Here is an 18,689-nt window from a genome sequence, read left to right on the forward strand (position 1 = left end):
GCACCGTGTCCGACACACCGGCCCGGAGTCTCTTCTCCGGCATGGGCTTCAGCGCCCTGGCGCAGATGGCACCCCTGCTCACCAACCTGGCGCTCACGCCCTACCTGATCCGTCAGCTGGGGCTCGACCGGTTCGGCGTATGGTCACTGATCCTGGTCTTCCTGGCCACCCTCACGGTGCTGGACGGTGGAGTCGGCGCGTCCCTGGCGCGCTTCCACGCGTACCACGGCGCCCGCGGCGACCGGGAAGGCACCGGGCGGCTGGTGGTCGGCTCGCTGCTGGTCTTCCTCGGACTGGGCGCGCTCGTCACCGGGCTCACCGCGCTGATCGGTCCCGCCATCGTGTCCGTTTTGGACATACCACCGCGACTGGCGCACGAGGCCCGGCAGCTGTTGCTGGTCCTCGGCCCACTCCTCGCCCTGGCCCTGGCCTCCAACTCCGCCATCGCGCTGCTGCAGGCGAACGCCCGCTTCCGTGGCCTGGCGGCCGTCAGCGGGGGATCGTGTCTGACCTACGCCGTCGCCGTCGTGATCGTCGTCGACCGTGGGCAGGACCTGCCGCTGCTCGCGGCGCTGACCACCATCAGGTACCTGCTGGTGACGGTCGGTGGCTTCTGGGCAGGGGCACGGCACATCCGTATCCGGCGACCGCTGCTGCCCCGACCGGACGAGCGACGCGAGTTCGTCGGATACGCCTCCCGCATGCAGCTGTCGGGCTTCACCGTTTTCCTCAACGGAGAGATCGACGCTCTGGTGATCGCAGCGCTGCTGCCGGTGCGCTACGTGGGTATCTACGCCGCCGGGTACCAGGCGGCGACCGCGCTGCGCAGCATTCCGCTCTACGCCTTTCCACCGATCCTCACCCGGATGACGCACGTCTTCGCCGCGCATGGACTCGCCGGAGCAGTACGGGAGTTCCACCTCCTGGAGTCCCGTTGGCTGCCCGCAACCCTCACCTACGGGGCGGTGACGACCGTGGCGGTGGGCCCGGCGGTCGTGGTGTGGCTGGGCCCCGGGCTCGCACTCAGCGGAGCGGTGGCCGCCGTTCTGCTGGCCGGATATGTCGTGCAGGTGGCGTTCACCGGGATGCGTACCTGCTTCGTCCGGACGATCGGCCGTCCCGGGCCGGAGACCCGGTACTCCTGGTGTTCGACGATGGTGAACCTCGTGCTCACGGTTCCGCTGACCCTGCTGTTCGGGGTCGTCGGCGTCGTCCTGGCGACCTCGATAGGGATCATGATCGGTTCCCTTTACTACGTCGTCATTTGTCGACGGCTGGCGGATCTGCGCGAGCGGCGCCTGCCCGAGCGATGGCTGCGGGCGACCGGGCTGGCCGTGATCACGGCCGGTCTTGGGGAGTTCCTGGTGCTGAGGCTGGGGTGGCACGGCGCTCAGGCACTGCTGCTCGCCGGTCTGCCCGTGCTGGCCGGTCTCGGTATCGCGTGGTCACTCATGGGCCGCGAGCTCACCCGCGGTCCCTGCACGCCGACGGGCGTGCCCATGAAGGAGGAGACGGCATGACTGAAACGACAGCGAACAATCTCGGCAGTGGACGGCCGAAGCGCATCCTGATCGTGGCTCAGCTCGACGGATACGCGAACAGCGTCAAGCCCCTGGCCATCGAGCGGTATCTGCGGGAGTGCGGTCACGACGTCCACTTGGTGGACACCTACAGCCTGTCGCGTGCGTCCAACGTACGGGGTTCCCTCGGGCGGATGATCCCGGGCTCCCTGCATCCCGGCAAGCTGGCCCTCTACGCGAACGACGTCGTGTCCAAGCTCTTCACCCGCACATGGGGATTCGGGCGACGTCACCTCTCGTACCACGTGCTGATGACGGATCACCGCCTGCGTCGGCGCCTCCTCAAAGAGGATCTGGCACTCGACGACTTCGACCTGGTCATCTGCGAGACCCCGTATGACGCCGGTGTGCTGACGACGGGTACCTCGGCCGAGACACTGTACGACTGTCCCAATCCGTGGGCCGACGAGGTGTTCCACGAAGGCCAGCTCACCCGACGTCAGCACAGTAAGTTCCGCCGCTGGGAGACACATTTCCTTGAGGGCATGGAACACTTGTCGTTCTCCTGGGAGACCTATGGCCGGTACGCCCAGGCTCAGTATGGGATCAGTGGACGCAACTTCCTTCAGCTCAACTGGGGTTGCACCCCGTCTGCCAACCGGGCGCGGTTCGCCGATCCGCCGCGTGTGGTCTACATGGGCTCGCTCAGCGGGAGGTTCATCAACCTTCCTCTGCTTGCACGGCTGACCCGGCAGTACCCGCACATCGATGTCTACGGTGGGCCGCCCCCGGATCCGTCACTCGGACTGCACTACCGCGGCTATGCCGAACCCGAGGTTCTCGCGGACTATCAGCTGGGATTGATCACGTGCACCCAGGACCTCATCCGCCAAGAGGGCTTCTCCGCCAAGCATCTGCAGTACCTGGCGCGCGGGCTGCCCGTTCTGGTTCCCGCCTGGCGGCGCCACCTGGACCTTCTCCGTGGCTCGGTGCCCTACACCGAGCATGACTTCACCGCCGTGGTCGGAGCACTCGGCCACGAGGCGAAGTGGCGGACAACCGCCGACGAGGCTTACGCACAGGCACGGCAGCTGGACTGGAACCGAACCCTGGAACCGTTGGAGCGACTGTTGGACGGAACACTTCAGGACGCGGACATGCCGCGGGCGGCAGGGGCAGGGTAGAACCGGTGCCCAGCGAGGCCGGGCGGCACAAGTGCCACGATGGCCCAGCACCGCCCGCTGAGCCGAACCGCATAACGCCGCAAGAAATAAAGGGCCTTCGCAGGCACCCGCCTGCGAAGGTCTTTTTTGCGCCTCAGCGGATCTTGTGTCACGCCCACGGAGACGGCAATCAAGCCAAGCGTGACCCCTGACACAGCATCTGGTGAATGCGGACATCTGGAGTACAGTGCCTCAGCGGCGCCGACCGCTGAAAGAGTTCTGCATCCACCGAGTTCCTGCTTTGTACCGAGCGCAGAGAGCACCAATGAAGATATTCACCGGTTCCCGGCCCATCCCCCGTAGGTCAATGCTGGCGCTGGCATCGATCCCCCTGATAGCTGCACAGCGACGCCCTCCCCGCGACCGCGGAACTGTTTTTGTGACGGATTACGCCACGCCACAGGCGGCAGCCAACGCCGCCGTCGGAAAGCGCCTCGTCTTTCCGGCGGGGCGGACCTACACGGTCACTTCACTCTCGATTCCGGCCAACTGCTACGTCGAGGGAAACGGCACAACCCTGCGTTTTCCGGATAATTCGGCGACTTCTACGACTCAGAACGATGAGATCCTGAAAGTCAACGGGTCGGGCGTTACCATCGACGGCCTGAACTTCGACGGGAACTCCAAGAATCAGAATGCGTCACTTTGGTCGCAGCACCGGCACTGTGTGCGGATCGAGGGCGCTTTCGCCAACACCGTGGTCAAGAACTGCAAGATGACGAACATCATCGGTGATGGCGTTCTCGTGTACACCCAGACCTCGGCCGGTACCCGGATCGGGCCGAACAATACGTTCTCGGCCGACTACGACAACCGTCAAGGGGTTTCCGTCATATCGGGTACCGATGTGAAGGTGTTCGGGAACACGTTCACCAATTGCACGCGGACCGGCATGCCTGCCCCGATTGATATTGAGCCCAACGTCTCGACGGATGTTCTGCGTGACGTGGAGGTGTACGGCAACACCATCATCGGCGGGTCGACTCCTTCGCCGCAGATCACCGTCCCCGGCATCATGTATGGAGGGTTCGGCGACGCTGCGGCGAGCAACATCAGGATCCATGACAACGACATCAGCGGTACACGGTTGACGGCCGGTGTTGTGGTCATCGGTATCAATGGTGGTCCGTTCAACGCTGCGAGTTATGTCGACGTCTACAGCAACAGAATTCACGACATCGGAAATGCGGGCAGGGCCGGGGTGAGTATCGCTTTCTGGATCGGGGCGAATGTTTACAACAACACGATCAACGGGACGCAGTGGGGGATTTACAACTACAAGGGCGCTCTGGGTACCTCGACCGGCAACATATTCACCGGAGTGGCAACGCCCATCGTGAATGACGACCCGCACCTGGCATGATCAAGGGCCTTGTCTCATACTCCACGTCGGTTGCCCACCTGCGGCTGCCCCGGACGATGGGGACCAGCGTGGCAGCGACCAGAGTGAAGGTCTGCGTGTCGGTGAAACCGAAGGACCAGGGGCGGTCCAAAGCGCCATTGATGAGTACGGGCAGGAGCACGCAGCATGCGACGACGATATTGGCCCGACCGCCCCGCAACAGGATGTACGTGATCAGAGCGGCGAAGAGGACGAGCCCAACGAGTCCGCCTGCGTATCCGACATCGAGCCATTGATTGTGGGGCGAAATGGCGATGGCCACCGGAATCTGTCCCTGGATGTGCAGGTTCGGCCATGCGGCGCCGCCGAATCCGAAAATCGGCGATTCGGACAGGTATTGCACGGCGAGATGCCAGGCGTAGGGCCGTTGTGACAACCGATCGTGACTCTGGGCCACGTACGGCAGCAGGAATTCGCCCACCGCAACGAGGCATGTGACGAGGGCGGCCAAGGCCACAGCCTTTGTCGACGGCGTCCCGCTACGGTTGCTCCCTTCCGGTGTGGCAGGCCTCGCGCCGTCGGCACTCTGCGGAAGCCGCGGGTGCAGAAGAACGAGGAGCACAAGAGAGGACAGCGCCGCGAGAGCGGCGACCCTGGCATCCGTTGCGATCGTCACGAAGGCTACGTAACAGGCGAGCACCACCCGCACGCGCCCACGCAGAGACAACCAGATGAAGGGGACGGACAACGAAAGGAGTTGGCCGTAGATGTTCTCGTTGACGAACACGCCCGTGTACAAGGCGCCGAACGGTCCGCATTTGTCGAACCGGCACGCGTGGAAGACGCTGCTCGATTGCACCAGAGCCTGAATGCCGCCCAACACGGTGAGCAGCAGGCCGACGGCAGCCGCGCCCAGGAACGCGGAGCGCCCTGGACGGGCGACGCTGGCGGCCATCAGGACCGCCAGGAGTGCGAGCTGCCGCCCGCTGAAGACCTGATGCCCGTTCAGGCCGTTGGACAGGGCCAATTCCAGGACGAGCACGAACGCGATGAGGGGCGCGACGTTGATCCGGGCACCCCTGAGCACGCCCCGGAGAAAGAACACCAGGCTCCCGGCTATGAGGAGGAAGGATGTCACCTGTCCCACCTGATTGGCCCAATCGGACAGCGGTCCTCCCGGCAGTTGGTTTCCGAACGCGTCCAGGCTGTCCGGCCGGCCCGGTAGCTCATTTCCGAATTCGTCCCGGCGCTCCGGCCGGCCGGACACCACAATGAACAGGACCGTCGGCAGGGCGTTGAGTACTCCGGTCAGGAACACCAGAGTGGATGTCAGGTCCCAGTCACCCCAGGCGCGGGCCCGGCGAAAGGCGATGAGACAGGGAGGAATGGCCAGAAGCGCCGCGATCCCGAGGACGAGCGCCCCCATCTGCGTCGAGTGCCAGTTCATCACCGTTCTCGCTGACTTCTCATCGAGTCGTATGCCATGCCGTTAGCCGTCGCCGTCAGCCGCAGGGCGGCGTGGACGGCTCATACATGCTCGTCGTCCTTGGCTTCGAGCCGGTGGCGAGAGTCCTCGGCTGCCGCGTCCGGGACTCGCCGCGCGTGGCTATCCGCGGTGTCCGGCCGCGTGTGGAGGGTGTCCGGGACGGCCGGTGGGCGGCGCTCCATCACCGGAGCATCGCTCGGCCGCGCAGCTTCTCCCCGCGGACGTCTGCCGCTGAGCCGCTCCGGAGGTACACCGGTGACGACGGCTCCGAGGACGTGCGCGTCCACGGAGGCCAGACTCTCGAGCGCGCGCTGGACCAGGTCGTAGCGGGCTCTGCCGATCCGAACGACCAGGAGCACCGCCTCCGTTTCCGAGGCGAGGGCCGTCGCGTCGGCGTAGGGCAGAAGTGGGGGGCTGTCCATCACGACGAGATCCGCGTCAGCCTCAAGGGCGCGCAGCACCTGCGCCACTTTCGGGGACGACAGCAGCGTGTCCGGGGCGGGCGACGCCGTACCGCTCGTCAGCACCCGCAGCGCCCCGGCCTCCCAGGTCTGGAGCGCGTCGGCGAGTGCCACGTCGCCGGTGGCCACGTCGGTCAACCCCGGCCCGTCGCGCAGGCCGAGTGCCCCGGCCAGGCGCGGTCGGCGCAGGTCCCCCTCGACGAGGACGACGCGCCGGCCGGTGCGGGCGACATTGACCGCGAGGTCGACGGCGGTGTCGGTCCTGCCCTCGGTGTGCATGGCGCTGGTGACGAGCAGCGAGTTCGGCAGACCGCCGTGGCCTGCGAAGCGCAGACGGGTGCGGAGCTGGCTCAGTGCTTCGTCGCGCGGTGTGGTGTCGCCGCGGTGGTTGTTCGCCCGTCGACGGCCAGGCCGGGGAAGGGCACCCACCGTGTGGAGGCCCGTCCGGCGGCGGACGTCGCCCGACGAGCGGACCGTGGTGTCGAGCGTATGGCGCAGTACGGCGCCCGAGACACCCACGAGGAAGCCGGCCACCAGGCCGATTGCCACGTTCAGCTGCGGGCGCGGGCTCGTCGGTTTCCCCGGCGGGCCGGGATTGCCGACCACGCTGGCCTTCACCAGCGGTGGCGCGTCGGTCGAGGCCCTCTCAATGCGATCGATGTACCGCGCGAACTGGACGGCGGTCTCGTCGGCGATCACCTGGGCGCGGGTGGCCGACGTGTCCCGCACCTGGATGTTGACCACGGCCGTGTCGAGTGGCGCCTGCGTGCTGATCTTCCCTGCCAGCCGGTCGGGCGTGGTGGACAGGTCGAGCTTGTTGATGACGCCATCGAGCACCGCGGGACTGTTCGCGATCTTCGTGTAGGACTTGACCCGCTGCTGTGTGAACAGGCCGCCCGCGTACGCGTTGGTGTTGGTCTTGTCGTTGGTGGCGATGAAGAGCTGTGCCTGAGCCGTGTAGGTGCGCGGCATCAGGGCCGTCGCGGCCAGCGCCGCGAGCAGTCCGAGCACGACGCACGCCGCGACGAACCGCCAACGCCGGCGCAGCACATCGATGTAGTCGCGGAGATCCACGGGAGCTCCTCTGCGGTTGCGTGGGCAACTTGACTCTGCCCGTATATGACTGGATATCCTGTTTACGACGTAAATGTACGATATCAGCGTACGGTGCGGGATGGGAAGTCATGAGGGATCGCCCTGGTCTCCGCGCAACCGCTCCGCAGCCACTGCGCTGGAACCCGGGGGTGTGTCGTGACCCCAGCGGCCCGTGACCCGTTCTCTGCCGGTGATCACCGGCGATCCGGACCGGCGGTGGCTCCGCGCCCCGTCGGCATCGGCGGCCGACCGGCTCTGCCGCATGTGACTCCCGCAGGCCTGCCGTGGTCGCGGCGCGCTGTGGACGTCGTCGTCGCCCTTGGCCTGCTTGTTCTTCTGTCGCCCCTTTTCCTGTTTCTGGTCGTGCTGGTGCGCACCGTGAGCGGCAAACCCGTGATCTTCCGGCATCAGCGGATGGGCGAAGGCGCACAGGAGTTCACGCTGTACAAGTTCCGTACCATGCGGCAGGACGCGACCGGTTCCGTGCTCACCAGCAGCCGCGACCCGCGCGTGACCGGCACGGGGCGGCTGCTCAGACGTTTCCACCTGGACGAACTGCCGCAACTGGTCAACGTCCTGCGCGGCGACATGACACTCGTGGGTCCGCGCCCGGAGTCGGTCAACCTGGCCCGCCGCTTTCCTCCCGAGTGCCACTGGATGTTCCGCTACCGCCCCGGTCTCACCGGGCCGTGCCAGCTCCGCTCGCGCGAGCACGCGGCGCTGCTTGATGGCAGGCCGGACCCGGAGGAGTACTACCTCGCGGTCATGGTCCCCCTCCGCGCCGAGCTGAATGCGGAGCTTCTGGCGCGGAACACACTGGCCACGGTGGCGCGCTACATCGCTCGAACGCTGTGGTACGTACTGTCCGCCGCCTGGGACCGAAGCGGTGGGGGCCCCTCCTGCGAACTGCCGGGCGGCTCCACCGCGCGGCGCGCCGAGGAACGCTGAGCCCGGAGGACGCCGGCGTCGGTCCATGGGGCGGCGTCCGCCCCATGGACCACGGACATGGGGCGGACGATGGACCACGGACATGGGGCGGCGTCGGCGTCAGTCCATGGACTGCGCACCGCTGTAGTACGCCACGATGTCCGCGGCCGACATTCCGTGGGCCCGTTTACGTCCGAGGAAGTAGAAGGCGGATGCGTTGTCCTGGGCGTAACCAGGTGGGATGACGAGGTCCAGATAGTGGAGCCAGGACAGCAGTCCTCGAAGCAGCCGGCCGGCGAGAGCCGACCGAGTCAGCCCGCGCACCACGTGGTCGAGGCTCCACAACAGCGCCGTACCGGGGCCGGCGACGGTCCCGGCGTCGATCTCCTCGAATCGCCTGAAGAGATAGCGATGGCCGCTGGCGGTGTAGCGGACGAAGTCGTAGGCCCCGGCGTGGACCTGCTGAAGGAAGGGGGTCTCCGCGTAGACGATCCCGTCGTCCTTGAGGACCCGGTGGATTTCGGCGACCACCTGGCGCGGATCGAGCACATGCTCCAGAACTGCCTGAACCACCACCGCGTCAACAGTTCGACCGGCGAGCGGGATCTGGTGCGCGTCGGCGACGAACTGCGTGGCCGGGCTGGTGACGATGTCGAATCCGATGACCTGCACGCGAGGGTCGGCGTAGATCGCCTCCACTCCGTTTCCCACCGTCCCGCCGCCGACCACAAGGAGAGTCGGGGCGGACCCGTCGAGCAGTCGGAAGAGCCGCTCGACGTTGCGGGCCGCTGCTCTGTTCCGTGGCTTCCACAGCGGACGCAGCACCGCGGGCAGCCGATCTGCGGCAGGGCGTCGCGGCGTGCCGTGCCGCTGAGATCCGGCGGGGCTGTCGGACGGGACGAGTCCATCGCCGCCCACGATGCTCCGCTCGGTGTCGACGAGCAGCGGCCACTTCCCGAAGAAGGGGAAGGAGTCGGCCGCGTGGTACCGGCAGGTGTCCGACGTGCAGCGGAAGCCGTCCGGGCCGGATGCCAGGGGGGACTGGCAGCACGGACACACCAGCAGCTGTTCGATGCGGTCCAGCGTTGTCAGGGCCATGGCGCTCTGCCTCCGAAGGGGGGCACGTGGGTCGGTCGACTGGTTGTTGACCCCACGTACTTACGGGTGCAAACTGTACGCATACGTTGTAAACATACACAGAAAGGATACATCGGCAAGCGGTGCCCATGTCCAGCCCTCCACCGAGGTGCATTCATGAACGGACGTCATGACTACTGCGCGGTCACTCCCTACGGGCGAGTCTCCGGATCGTCCCGGGTCCGCGTGTTCGAATGGCTGGACCGTGCGGGAGTGGGCTTCGTCCTCAGTAGCTATCTCTCGCTGCACGATGCCCGGCCCTCGGCCCTGCTCCGGCGTCCGGCTGCTCTGGCAGCGGCGGAACTCCGGCTCCGGGAGCTGGCCGCGGTGCGCTGGCGGCGCCTGTTCCTGCACCGGGAGGCGTCTCCGCTGAGCCGCGGCGAAGAGGAACGCCGGCTTCTCACGCGCTCGGAGTTCTCCGTCTACGACTTCGACGACGCCTTGCAATGGGACTACGGCGACGGCGGACTCCTTCGGCGTCTGGCGCCGAAGGCGACCAAGACGTGCGTGGCGGTCCACTGTGCCGACCGGGTGATCGCCGGCAATCCGGTGCTCGCCGACTGGGCGTCCCAGCACCATCGCGACGTGGTGGTCATACCGAGTTGTGTCGCCCCGGACGACTACGTCCGCAAGGCCACGCACACCCTGCACGATCCACCTCGAATCGGCTGGATCGGGTCACCCAGGAATGAAGTCTACCTGTCGTGGATCGAGGACGCCCTCCGGGAGATCCATCGGCGGACCGGCGCCCGCATCACACTCATCGGAGCGCCGCGTCCGACGCTCGGGGGCCTGGAGAGCGTCGTGGACCGTGTGGCATGGACTCCGGCGAGAGAGAGGGCGGCGCTGGCGGAGCTCGACATCGGCATCATGCCGGTGCCCGACACGTCCTACAGCCGGGGTAAGTGCGGCTACAAACTGCTGCAGTACGGGGCGGCGGGCCTGCCGGCGGTCGCGAGCCCGGTGGGGGTCAACGCGGAGATCCTCTCCTTGTTCGGCATGCCCGCCGCACGCAGTACGGGCGACTGGGTGGAAGCGATCCTCGCCCTGTTGAACTGCGGCGACGCGGATCGCGAACGGCTCGGCCGACGGGCGCAGGACGTCGTCAGTCGACGGTATTCCTACGACGTGTGGCTGTCCCACTGGAAAGCGGCCCTCGAACTGACCACGCTGCGGGAGCCGTCATGACCATTCAACGTCCCGAGACGGTCGACATCGTCATCGTCAACTGGAACACGGGTCCTTATCTGGCTGACTGCCTCCGTTCGATCGCGGGCGCCGAGAAAACAGTTCTCGACGTGGGGGACGTGGTGGTGGTGGACAACGCGTCGAGTGATGGTTCTGCCGGTCTTCTGGACATACCCGGGATACGTCTGAAGGTCGTACGCAACAGCAGTAACCGTGGTTTCGCCGTCGCCTGCAACCAAGGAGCCGGCCTTGGCTGTTCCGAGTACCTGCTCTTCCTCAACCCGGACACCAGGCTGTTTCCCGACGCGCTGCTGAACGCCGGTCGGTTTCTCCGGACCGAGGCAGCGAAAGGGGTGGGCATCTGCGGAGCGCGGATGGTGGGTGAACGTGGCCGCCCCGCGATCTCCTGCTCACGTTTTCCCACGCAGGGCATGCTGTTCGGGCAGATGACCGGTCTCGACCGGGTCCTGCCCTCGCTCTTCCGGCGCCATCATCTGCGCCCGGAGGAAACGCCCGAGTCGGCGGTGGTCGACCAGGTCATCGGAGCCTTCGTCTTGATGCGCCGGTCGTTGTTCACCGAACTGGGCGGGTTCGACGAGCGCTACTTCCTCTATTTCGAGGACGTGGATCTCGCGTTCAGGGCCCGGCGGCGCGGATGGCCCTCGTACTTCCTCAGCAACGTGCGGGTCCGCCATGCCGAGAACGTGAGCAGCGGCCAGGTGAAGGCACGGCGGCTGGAGCACTGGTTGTGCAGCCGCTGTCTCTTCGTCTTCAGTCATCTGCCTCGTCGGCAGGCCCGACTACTGCTCGTGCTCTCGCTCTCGGTCGAGCCGGCCGTCCGGTTCGCCGGGGCGGCGCTGGGGCGTGGCTCCACCGGTTTCCGGGACACCGTCGAGGGCTATCGGGGGTTCCTGCGGTGGCTCATCAGCACATGGGACCAGCTGGGTCAGGACGGTCCGGAGCCCGTCGGCAGCCATCCATCGGTGACGAGAAACAGAAAGGACTGAGCTCCATGCGTACTCAGCTGAGCCCCACGAACGCGCACATGAAACGAATCTCTCGCGACAGCGGTCACCGGGTGACCGAGTGGCCGGCGGCCCCGGCCGGTGTCGTTCCGCCGGAAGCGCTTCCGCGATCCCCGGCCCTGCCGCGGATCAAAGTGCTGCACGTCATCACCCGCTTCTCGGCCGGCGCGGGCGCCTACACCCTGATGGCGGCCGAGGGGCTGGACCCGAACCGGTACGAGGTGTGGGTCGCCGGCGTGCCGGGCGGCGAGTTGTGGCCCCGAGCGCGGGCCCAAGGCCTGCGCACCGTCGAGATCCCCGGATTCCGCCACGTGCTCACACCCGCGGATCTGTTCGTGCTCTGGAGGCTCGTACGGCTGATCCGGCGTGAGCGGTTCACCATCGTCCACACCCACTCGGCGAAAGGCGGCTTCCTCGGGCGCCTGGCCGCTTGGCTGTGCCGTACGCCCGTGGTGGTGCACACCTACCACGGCGTCAGTTTCCACCCCTTCATGCCGCGGTTGCGTTATCGGCTCTATCGCCTGCTGGAGCGTGCGACCCGTCGGTTCACCGACCACTTCCTCGCCGAGGCACCGCAGCTCGCATGCGAAGTCGTCGAGCATCGGCTGGCTCCACCGGCCGCCGTCGAGGTGGTGCCCTCCGCGGTGGACCTCGGTCGCATTCCGACCGGCTTCGACCCGGCCGCCCGGCAGGCGCTGGAGATCGGCCCCGGAGAGGCCCTCATCGGCACGGTCGGCCGGATCGATGTGCAGAAGTCCCCGTTGGACTTCGTCCGGATGGCCGCCGCGGTCCGTGCCTGGCACCCGGACACCGCGTACGTCATGGTCGGCGACGGGCCACTGAAGGAGGACGTCCAGCGGCTTGCCGCCGAGCTCGGCGTCGAGATACGGATCACCGGATACCGTCCGGACGCCGCATGGCTCGTCGCCGGGATGGACCTCTTCGTGATCACCTCGCTGTACGAAGGGCTCGGCCGTGCGCTCACAGAGGCACTGGCAGCCGCCCGGCCCGTCGTCGCGACGGCCGTGAACGGCGTCCCCGATCTGGTGGCGCACGGCGCCACCGGACTGCTCGGGTCGCCCGCCGACCCGGAAGGTCTGGCCCGAGCGGTCGGCTGGATGCTCGACCATCCGGCCGAGGCCACCACCATGGGGAAACAGGGACGCGAGCGGGTGCGCGAGGCGTTCGCCCCGGAGGCGATGTGCGACGCCATCGACGCCTGCTACCGCAGGCTGCTGGGGCTCTCGCCTCCGCCGTCCGCTTCCGTCGGCCCACCGCAGGGTGTTCGCCCGGTTTGACCTGCTGGCCGGGTGGAGCGATGATGTACGTATACATCGTAAATATACGCATTCTCCCAAGGTTCTCGTGTTCACGCACACCCACCACCGGAGACCGACATGCGCCTGACAGTCATAGGCACCGGATACGTCGGAGCCGTCCACGCCGCCTGCATGGCGGACATCGGGCACGAGGTCCTCGGCGTCGACATCGACGCGGAGAGGATCGCCGCGCTCACCAGCGGAACGCCCCCCTTCTACGAGCCCGGCCTGGCCGAGATGCTCATGAAGGCGGTGGACACGGGCCGGCTGCGCTTCACCACATCACTGATCGAGGCCGCCTGGTTCGGCGACACGCACTTCATCTGCGTCGGTACTCCGCAGCGTCCCGCATCGGGAGCCGCCGATCTGCGCCATGTCGAGGCCGCCGTGGACGGCCTGGCGCCGTATCTGCACGACAGCGGGTACGAGCGGGTCCTGGTGGTCGGCAAGTCCACGGTGCCGGTCGGAACGGCGGACCGGCTGACCGAGCGGCTGCACGCGGCCGCTCCGCACGCCGACCTCGCCTGGAACCCGGAATTCCTCCGCGAGGGCTGCGCCGTCCAGGACACCCTGCGGCCGGAACGCATCGTGGTGGGCGCCCGGTCGGAGCAGGCCGAGGCACGACTGAGGGAGCTCTACGCACCTCTGCTGGACGCCGGCACCCCGTTCATCGGGACCGATCCGGCCACCGCCGAACTGGTCAAGCTGGCATCGAACTCCTTCCTCGCCACCAAGATCTCCTTCATCAACGCCATGGCCGAGATCTGCGACGCAACGGGCGCCGACGTCCTCACGCTCGCCGAGGCGATGGGACGGGACTCCCGCATCGGCCCCCGCTTCCTGGCTCCCGGCCTCGGCTTCGGCGGCAGCTGTCTGCCCAAGGACATCCGGGCCTTCACCGCCCGTGCGGAGGAGTTCGGCCTGGGCGACTCGGTGGCCCTCCTCCGCCAGGTCGACGAGATCAACACACGACAGCGCCTGCGCACCGTCGACCTTGCTGAGCGGCTCGTCGGCGGGTCCTTCGCGGACCGGAGCGTCGCGGTGCTGGGGGCCGCCTTCAAACCGCACAGCGACGACGTACGGGACTCGCCGGCACTCGCGGTCGCGGACGAGATCCGGCGCCGCGGAGCCCGGGTCCGCGTCCACGACCCCGAGGCCGTCGACAACGCCCGGGCCGCCCACCCCGCGCTCCAGTTCGCCCTGGACGTGGCCAAGGCGTGCGAGCAGGCCGACGTCGTACTGCACCTCACCGAATGGCCGCAGTACCGGGAACTCGACCCCGCCGCCCTCGCCACGGTGGTGCGCACCCCGGCCATCGTCGACGCGCGCAACACCCTCGACCAGGCGGCCTGGCGCTCGGCGGGATGGACGCTGCGCGCGCCGGGCCGCCCGCGGCTCGGCTGACCGCGAGGAGGAGCCATGCGTGTCGTCGTATCCGGTGGAAGCGGCTTCCTGGGATCGCATCTGTGCGAAGCGCTGCTCCGCAGAGGCGACAGCGTGCGCTGCCTGGACAACTTCTCCTCCGGCCGATCGGCCAACATCGCCCATCTCCTGCGCGAGCCCGGCTTCGACTGCACGGCCTGCGATGTCACGGTCCCCTTCAGGTCCTCCGGGGACGTGGACGCCGTCGTACATCTCGCGAGTCCCGCGTCGCCGTTCGACTATGGCCGTCTTCCGCTGGAGACGCTGGCCACCGGCAGCCGGGGTACGGAGAACCTGCTGCGGCTGGCCGTCCGGCACAGCGCGCGTTTCGTCCTGGCGTCCACCAGCGAGGTCTACGGCGACCCCCAGATGCATCCCCAGGACGAGGACTACTGGGGGAACGTCAATCCCATCGGACCCCGCAGCGTCTACGACGAGGCCAAGCGCTTCGCCGAGGCCCTCTCCATGGCGTACCGGCGCAGCCAGGGGGCCGATGTCGGGATCGTCCGGATCTTCAACACATACGGTCCCCGTATGCGTGCGCAGGACGGCCGGGTGGTCTCCAGCTTCATCAGACAGGCGCTGGAAGAGGAACCCCTGACCGTGTTCGGCGACGGCAGCCAGACCCGGAGTTTCTGCTACGTCGACGACATGGTCCGCGGCCTGCTGGCCATGATCGATTCCCAACTGCCGGGCCCGTTCAACCTCGGCAATCCGACGGAGCGGACGGTGCGGGAGCTCGCCGAACTGGTGCTGTCGATCACCGGATCGGACAGCGAGCTGCGCTTCCTTCCGCTGCCCGTCGACGATCCCGTCCGGCGACGTCCCGTGATCACCCGTGCCGGCCAAGGGCTCGGCTGGCATCCGCGGGTGCCCCTGGAAGAAGGGCTGCGGCACACCGTCGACTGGTTCCTGTCGCAGCCGGACACGCTCGTACGACCCCGGGAGCGATCCCGAGTGGGGCGGCCATCATGAAAGCACTCGTACTGTGCGGGGGAGCGGGCACCCGGCTCCGTCCGATCACTCACACCTCGGCGAAGCAACTGGTGCCGGTAGCCAACAAACCGGTGCTGTTCTACGGCCTGGAGGCCATCGCCGCCGCCGGTGTCACGCAGACCGGCATCGTGGTGGGAGACACCGAGCGGGAGATCCGTGAGGCGGTCGGCGACGGTTCCCGGTTCGGGCTGGACGTGACCTACCTGCCGCAGGAGGCCCCCCTCGGGCTCGCCCATGCCGTCCTGATCTCCCGGGACTTCCTGGCCGACGACGACTTCGTGATGTACCTCGGCGACAACTTCATCGTCGGAGGGATCTCCGGCGTGGTCGACGACTTCCGCCGTGAGCGGCCCGACGCGGCGATCCTGCTGACCCGGGTGCCCGAACCCACTTCCTTCGGGATCGCCGAACTCGACGCGGCGGGCCGCGTGGTGGGACTCGAGGAGAAACCGCAGCGGCCCAAGAGCGATCTGGCACTGGTCGGCGTCTATCTCTTCTCTCCCACCGTGCACGCGGCCGTACGGGCCATCGGGCCGTCCCGGCGCGGCGAGCTGGAGATCACGGACGCCCTGCAGTGGCTGATCGAGACGGGCCATGACGTGCGTTCCACGACGATCTCCGGGTACTGGAAGGACACGGGGAACGTCACCGACATGCTGGAGGTGAACCGCTCCGTCCTGGAAACGGTCGAACCGGGGATCGACGGCAGCGTGGACGGGGCGAGTGAGATCATCGGCCGCGTCAGGATCGAGGACGGCGCCAAGGTGTTCGGCAGCCGTGTCGTCGGCCCGGCCGTCATCGGTGCCGGCACCGTGATCGCCGACTCCTACGTCGGACCGTTCACCTCGATCGCCGAGGACTGCCGTATCGAGGAGAGCGAGATCGAGTACTCGATCGTGCTGCGGCGGGCGTCCATCGTCGGCATGCGCAGGATCGAGGTCTCGCTGATCGGCCACAACGTCGAGGTGACCCCCGCCCCCCGCACACCCTCCGTGCACCGGCTGGTGCTCGGCGACCACAGCAAAGTGCAGATCCCGTCATGACCACGACCCGCATCCTGGTCACCGGTGGAGCCGGATTCATCGGCTCCCACTACGTCCGCACGCTGCTCGGCCCGGACGGCCCGCCCGACGTGTCGGTCACCGTGCTCGACAAACTCACCTACGCGGGCAACCCCGCGAACCTGGACGAGGTCCGTGACGCGGACGGCTTCGCCTTCGTACGAGGAGACATCTGCGATCCGGAACTCGTCGGCAAGCTGGTCTCCGAGCACGACCAGGTGGTGCACTTCGCCGCGGAGTCGCACGTCGACCGGTCCATCCTCGACGCCGACGCGTTCATCCGCACGAACGTGCTCGGTACCCAGACCCTGCTGGACGCAGTCCTGCGCCACGGCCTCGGCACCTTCGTCCACATCTCCTCCGACGAGGTATACGGCTCGATCGGCCGGGGCTCCTGGCCGGAGACCGACCCGCTGATGCCCAACTCGCCCTACGCCGCGTCCAAGGCCTCGTCCGACCTCCTCGCGCTGGCCCACCACCGCACCCACGGCCTCGACATACGCGTCACCCGGTGCTCGAACAACTACGGCCACCACCAGTTCCCCGAGAAGGTCATCCCCCTCTTCATCACGAATCTGCTGGACGGCAGGCCGGTACCGCTCTACGGCGACGGCCTGAACGTCCGCGACTGGATCCACATCGACGACCATGTGCGGGCCATCGAGCTCGTCCGTACCGGCGGCCGCCCCGGCGAGGTCTACAACATCGGCGGCGGCAACGAACTGTCCAACCGGGAACTGACCGGCCTGCTCCTGCGCGAGTGCGGCGCCGGCTGGGACATGGTCACGTTCGTCGAGGACCGCAAGGGTCACGATCGCCGCTACTCGGTCGACTTCACGAAGATCCGTCGGGAGCTCGGCTACGCACCGCGGAAGGAACTGGCCACGGGGCTCGCGGAGACCGTCGACTGGTATCGCACGCACCGCTCGTGGTGGGAGCCGCTGCGCCGGCGGGCCGAAAGGTGGGCGTCATGACCTGCGAGTGGTTCGTCACCGGAGCGGACGGCATGCTGGGCCGGGAACTCGTCTCCCGCCTGAAGGCCCGCAAGGCGGACACCGTCGCCGTCGGCCACCACCGGCTGGACATCACCGACGGCGACGCGGTGCGCGCGGCCCTGGACCAGTACCGGCCCGCGGTCGTGGCGAACTGCGCCGCGTGGACGGACGTGGACGCGGCGGAGTCCCACGAGGCGGAGGCGCTCGACGTGAACGGTCACGGCCCGGCCCATCTCGCCGAGGCCTGCCGTGTCCACGGCACGATCCTGCTCCACATCTCCACCGACTACGTGTTCTCCGGTGACAGCGACAGGCCGTACTGGGAGACGGACACCCCGGCCCCGCGCACCGCGTACGGGCGGACCAAGCTCGTCGGGGAACGGGCTGTCCTGTCGGCTCTTCCCGAGACCGGCCACGTGGTCCGTACGGCTTGGCTGTACGGGGCGGGAGGCGGAAACTTCGTCCAGGCCGTGATCAGGCTGGAAGCGGCCCAGGACGCCCTCTACGTCGTCGACGACCAGCGTGGGCAGCCCACGTGGACCGGGGACGTCGCCGACCGGTTGATCCTGCTGGGGAACTGCGCGCGGGCGGATACCGCGCCGCCCGGCGTGTACCACGCGACCAACAGCGGTCAGGCGACCTGGAACCGCCTTGCGCGTGAGGTGCTCCGGTTGCTGGGCGCGGACCCGGCAAGGGTGCACCCCGTCTCCAGCGCCGCCCTGCCGCGTCCCGCGCCTCGCCCCGCGTACAGCGTTCTCGGTCACAGCCGCTGGTCGGATGCCGGGCTGCCGACGCTGCGCCACTGGTGCTATGCCCTGGTGGAGGCGTTCCCCGAGCTACGGGACGCCGAACGCAGACGGTGGGCACGGCACGCCGCGTAGGAGGGCAGCAGCCCACCGCGCTCGGCCTCGATGAGCGTGGGCGCGGCGGCGTCCTTGTCGGACAGCAGCGGGGGCCGGTCCACGGGCCAGTCGATGCCGAGCGACGCGTCCAGCGGATGGATGCCGTGCTCGCGCCGCGGCGCGTACCCCTCGGAGCAGAGGTAGACGACGGTGCTCTCGGCGGTGAGCGCCATGAAGGCGTGACCGAGGCCCTCGGAGAGGAAGACACAGCGGTGACTGTCGTCGTCGAGCCGTACCGCGTCCCACTGTCCGAAGGTGGGCGAGCCGGTGCGGATGTCGGCCACGACATCGAGGACGGCACCGCGGACGCACGTCACGTACTTGGCCTGGCCCGGTGGCACGTCGGCGTAGTGGATGCCGCGTACGACACCGCGCCGCGACACGGAGCAGTTGGCCTGGGCGAGCCGGAGATCCGCACCGACGGCCTCGTGGAAGGCATCGCCGTCGAACCACTCGAAAAAGGAGCCCCGGTGGTCGGCGAAGACCTGGGGCTCGTGAACCCATGCTCCGTCGATGCTCAGCGGCCTCATGTACCCAGGATCGCCGTATCCTGGAAGAGCGGCAAAGCGTACAACGGCGTAATTCCGATC

At 67.8% G+C, this 18,689-nt stretch carries 16 protein-coding genes; 12 read left to right on the top strand and 4 right to left on the bottom strand.

What is annotated here, in order from left to right; genetic code table 11:
- Positions 1-5: 5 nt before the first annotated feature.
- The 3 genes from CES90_RS29615 (at position 6) to CES90_RS29625 (ending at position 4,106) form a co-directional block, all read left to right on the top strand.
- Positions 6-1,520, top strand: coding sequence for a lipopolysaccharide biosynthesis protein (locus tag CES90_RS29615; protein ID WP_189786901.1), 1,515 nt, complete (start codon positions 6-8; stop codon positions 1,518-1,520).
- Positions 1,517-2,704 (top strand): glycosyltransferase family protein, encoded by a 1,188-nt coding sequence (locus CES90_RS29620; RefSeq protein ID WP_189786902.1) that lies wholly within the window; start codon positions 1,517-1,519, stop codon positions 2,702-2,704. Before CES90_RS29615 ends, CES90_RS29620 begins: the two co-directional genes overlap by 4 nt.
- Positions 2,705-3,008: 304 nt before the next feature.
- Complete coding sequence (locus CES90_RS29625; protein ID WP_189786903.1) at positions 3,009-4,106, top strand: right-handed parallel beta-helix repeat-containing protein; 1,098 nt, start codon at positions 3,009-3,011, stop codon at positions 4,104-4,106.
- Here the strand turns inward: CES90_RS29625 and CES90_RS29630 are convergent.
- Together CES90_RS29630 and CES90_RS29635 are read right to left on the bottom strand one after the other, a co-directional pair.
- Positions 4,057-5,532 carry an O-antigen ligase family protein gene (locus tag CES90_RS29630; RefSeq protein ID WP_189786904.1) on the bottom strand — a complete coding sequence of 492 codons (1,476 nt, stop codon included), beginning with the start codon at positions 5,530-5,532 and terminating at the stop codon, positions 4,057-4,059. The genes CES90_RS29625 and CES90_RS29630 overlap by 50 nt on opposite strands.
- Positions 5,533-5,612: 80 nt before the next feature.
- Positions 5,613-7,106 carry a polysaccharide biosynthesis tyrosine autokinase gene (locus CES90_RS29635; RefSeq protein ID WP_189786905.1) on the bottom strand — a complete coding sequence of 498 codons (1,494 nt, stop codon included), beginning with the start codon at positions 7,104-7,106 and terminating at the stop codon, positions 5,613-5,615.
- Between the two features lie 321 nt (positions 7,107-7,427).
- On the opposite strand from CES90_RS29635, the gene CES90_RS29640 reads away from it, so the two are divergent.
- Positions 7,428-8,075, top strand: coding sequence for a sugar transferase (locus tag CES90_RS29640; protein WP_189786906.1), 648 nt, complete (start codon positions 7,428-7,430; stop codon positions 8,073-8,075).
- 99 nt (positions 8,076-8,174) lie between these two features.
- Here CES90_RS29640 and CES90_RS29645 read toward each other — a convergent pair whose 3' ends face one another.
- Positions 8,175-9,152, bottom strand: a complete 978-nt coding sequence (locus CES90_RS29645) for a class I SAM-dependent methyltransferase (protein WP_189786907.1) — start codon at positions 9,150-9,152, stop codon at positions 8,175-8,177.
- 156 nt (positions 9,153-9,308) lie between these two features.
- Here CES90_RS29645 and CES90_RS29650 point away from each other — a divergent pair, with 156 nt between their 5' ends.
- The 8 genes from CES90_RS29650 (at position 9,309) to rfbD (ending at position 18,078) form a co-directional block, all read left to right on the top strand.
- Positions 9,309-10,379, top strand: coding sequence for a glycosyltransferase (locus CES90_RS29650; RefSeq protein ID WP_189786908.1), 1,071 nt, complete (start codon positions 9,309-9,311; stop codon positions 10,377-10,379).
- Positions 10,376-11,386: a glycosyltransferase family 2 protein gene (locus CES90_RS29655; RefSeq protein WP_189786909.1), complete on the top strand. Its 1,011-nt coding sequence runs from the start codon at positions 10,376-10,378 to the stop codon at positions 11,384-11,386. The genes CES90_RS29650 and CES90_RS29655 overlap by 4 nt, the downstream gene beginning before the upstream one ends.
- Before the next feature lie 38 nt (positions 11,387-11,424).
- Positions 11,425-12,702, top strand: a complete 1,278-nt coding sequence (locus tag CES90_RS29660) for a glycosyltransferase (protein ID WP_189786910.1) — start codon at positions 11,425-11,427, stop codon at positions 12,700-12,702.
- A gap of 99 nt (positions 12,703-12,801) precedes the next feature.
- Entirely contained in the window at positions 12,802-14,127 is a 1,326-nt protein-coding gene (locus tag CES90_RS29665) for a UDP-glucose dehydrogenase family protein (protein WP_189786911.1), read from the top strand.
- A gap of 15 nt (positions 14,128-14,142) precedes the next feature.
- Positions 14,143-15,120, top strand: a complete 978-nt coding sequence (locus tag CES90_RS29670; protein WP_189786912.1) for a UDP-glucuronic acid decarboxylase family protein — start codon at positions 14,143-14,145, stop codon at positions 15,118-15,120.
- Positions 15,117-16,184 carry a glucose-1-phosphate thymidylyltransferase gene (locus tag CES90_RS29675; protein ID WP_189786913.1) on the top strand — a complete coding sequence of 356 codons (1,068 nt, stop codon included), beginning with the start codon at positions 15,117-15,119 and terminating at the stop codon, positions 16,182-16,184. The genes CES90_RS29670 and CES90_RS29675 overlap by 4 nt, the downstream gene beginning before the upstream one ends.
- Positions 16,181-17,176, top strand: coding sequence for a dTDP-glucose 4,6-dehydratase (gene rfbB, locus CES90_RS29680; RefSeq protein WP_189786914.1), 996 nt, complete (start codon positions 16,181-16,183; stop codon positions 17,174-17,176). Before CES90_RS29675 ends, rfbB begins: the two co-directional genes overlap by 4 nt.
- Positions 17,173-18,078, top strand: coding sequence for a dTDP-4-dehydrorhamnose reductase (gene rfbD / locus CES90_RS29685; RefSeq protein WP_189786915.1), 906 nt, complete (start codon positions 17,173-17,175; stop codon positions 18,076-18,078). Before rfbB ends, rfbD begins: the two co-directional genes overlap by 4 nt.
- Here the strand turns inward: rfbD and rfbC are convergent.
- Positions 18,006-18,629 (bottom strand): dTDP-4-dehydrorhamnose 3,5-epimerase, encoded by a 624-nt coding sequence (gene rfbC / locus CES90_RS29690; RefSeq protein WP_189786916.1) that lies wholly within the window; start codon positions 18,627-18,629, stop codon positions 18,006-18,008. The two genes, rfbD and rfbC, sit on opposite strands and share 73 nt — an antisense overlap.
- Positions 18,630-18,689 lie beyond the last annotated feature (60 nt).

The organism is Streptomyces capitiformicae (assembly GCF_002214185.1).
GTDB classification, from domain to species: domain Bacteria; phylum Actinomycetota; class Actinomycetes; order Streptomycetales; family Streptomycetaceae; genus Streptomyces; species Streptomyces capitiformicae.

Excerpts from the sequence above, each read along its gene's own strand:
- CES90_RS29665 (WP_189786911.1), top strand. The coding sequence starts at position 12,802 with ATGCGCCTGACAGTCATAGGCACCGGATACGTCGGAGCCGTCCACGCC.
- CES90_RS29625 (WP_189786903.1), top strand. The coding sequence starts at position 3,009 with ATGAAGATATTCACCGGTTCCCGGCCCATCCCCCGTAGGTCAATGCTG.
- CES90_RS29670 (WP_189786912.1), top strand. The coding sequence starts at position 14,143 with ATGCGTGTCGTCGTATCCGGTGGAAGCGGCTTCCTGGGATCGCATCTG.
- CES90_RS29655 (WP_189786909.1), top strand. The coding sequence starts at position 10,376 with ATGACCATTCAACGTCCCGAGACGGTCGACATCGTCATCGTCAACTGG.
- CES90_RS29620 (WP_189786902.1), top strand. The coding sequence starts at position 1,517 with ATGACTGAAACGACAGCGAACAATCTCGGCAGTGGACGGCCGAAGCGC.
- rfbB (WP_189786914.1), top strand. The coding sequence starts at position 16,181 with ATGACCACGACCCGCATCCTGGTCACCGGTGGAGCCGGATTCATCGGC.
- rfbD (WP_189786915.1), top strand. The coding sequence starts at position 17,173 with ATGACCTGCGAGTGGTTCGTCACCGGAGCGGACGGCATGCTGGGCCGG.
- CES90_RS29675 (WP_189786913.1), top strand. The coding sequence starts at position 15,117 with ATGAAAGCACTCGTACTGTGCGGGGGAGCGGGCACCCGGCTCCGTCCG.
- CES90_RS29645 (WP_189786907.1), bottom strand. The coding sequence starts at position 9,152 with ATGGCCCTGACAACGCTGGACCGCATCGAACAGCTGCTGGTGTGTCCG.
- rfbC (WP_189786916.1), bottom strand. The coding sequence starts at position 18,629 with ATGAGGCCGCTGAGCATCGACGGAGCATGGGTTCACGAGCCCCAGGTC.
- CES90_RS29660 (WP_189786910.1), top strand. The coding sequence starts at position 11,425 with ATGAAACGAATCTCTCGCGACAGCGGTCACCGGGTGACCGAGTGGCCG.
- CES90_RS29650 (WP_189786908.1), top strand. The coding sequence starts at position 9,309 with ATGAACGGACGTCATGACTACTGCGCGGTCACTCCCTACGGGCGAGTC.
- CES90_RS29630 (WP_189786904.1), bottom strand. The coding sequence starts at position 5,532 with ATGAACTGGCACTCGACGCAGATGGGGGCGCTCGTCCTCGGGATCGCG.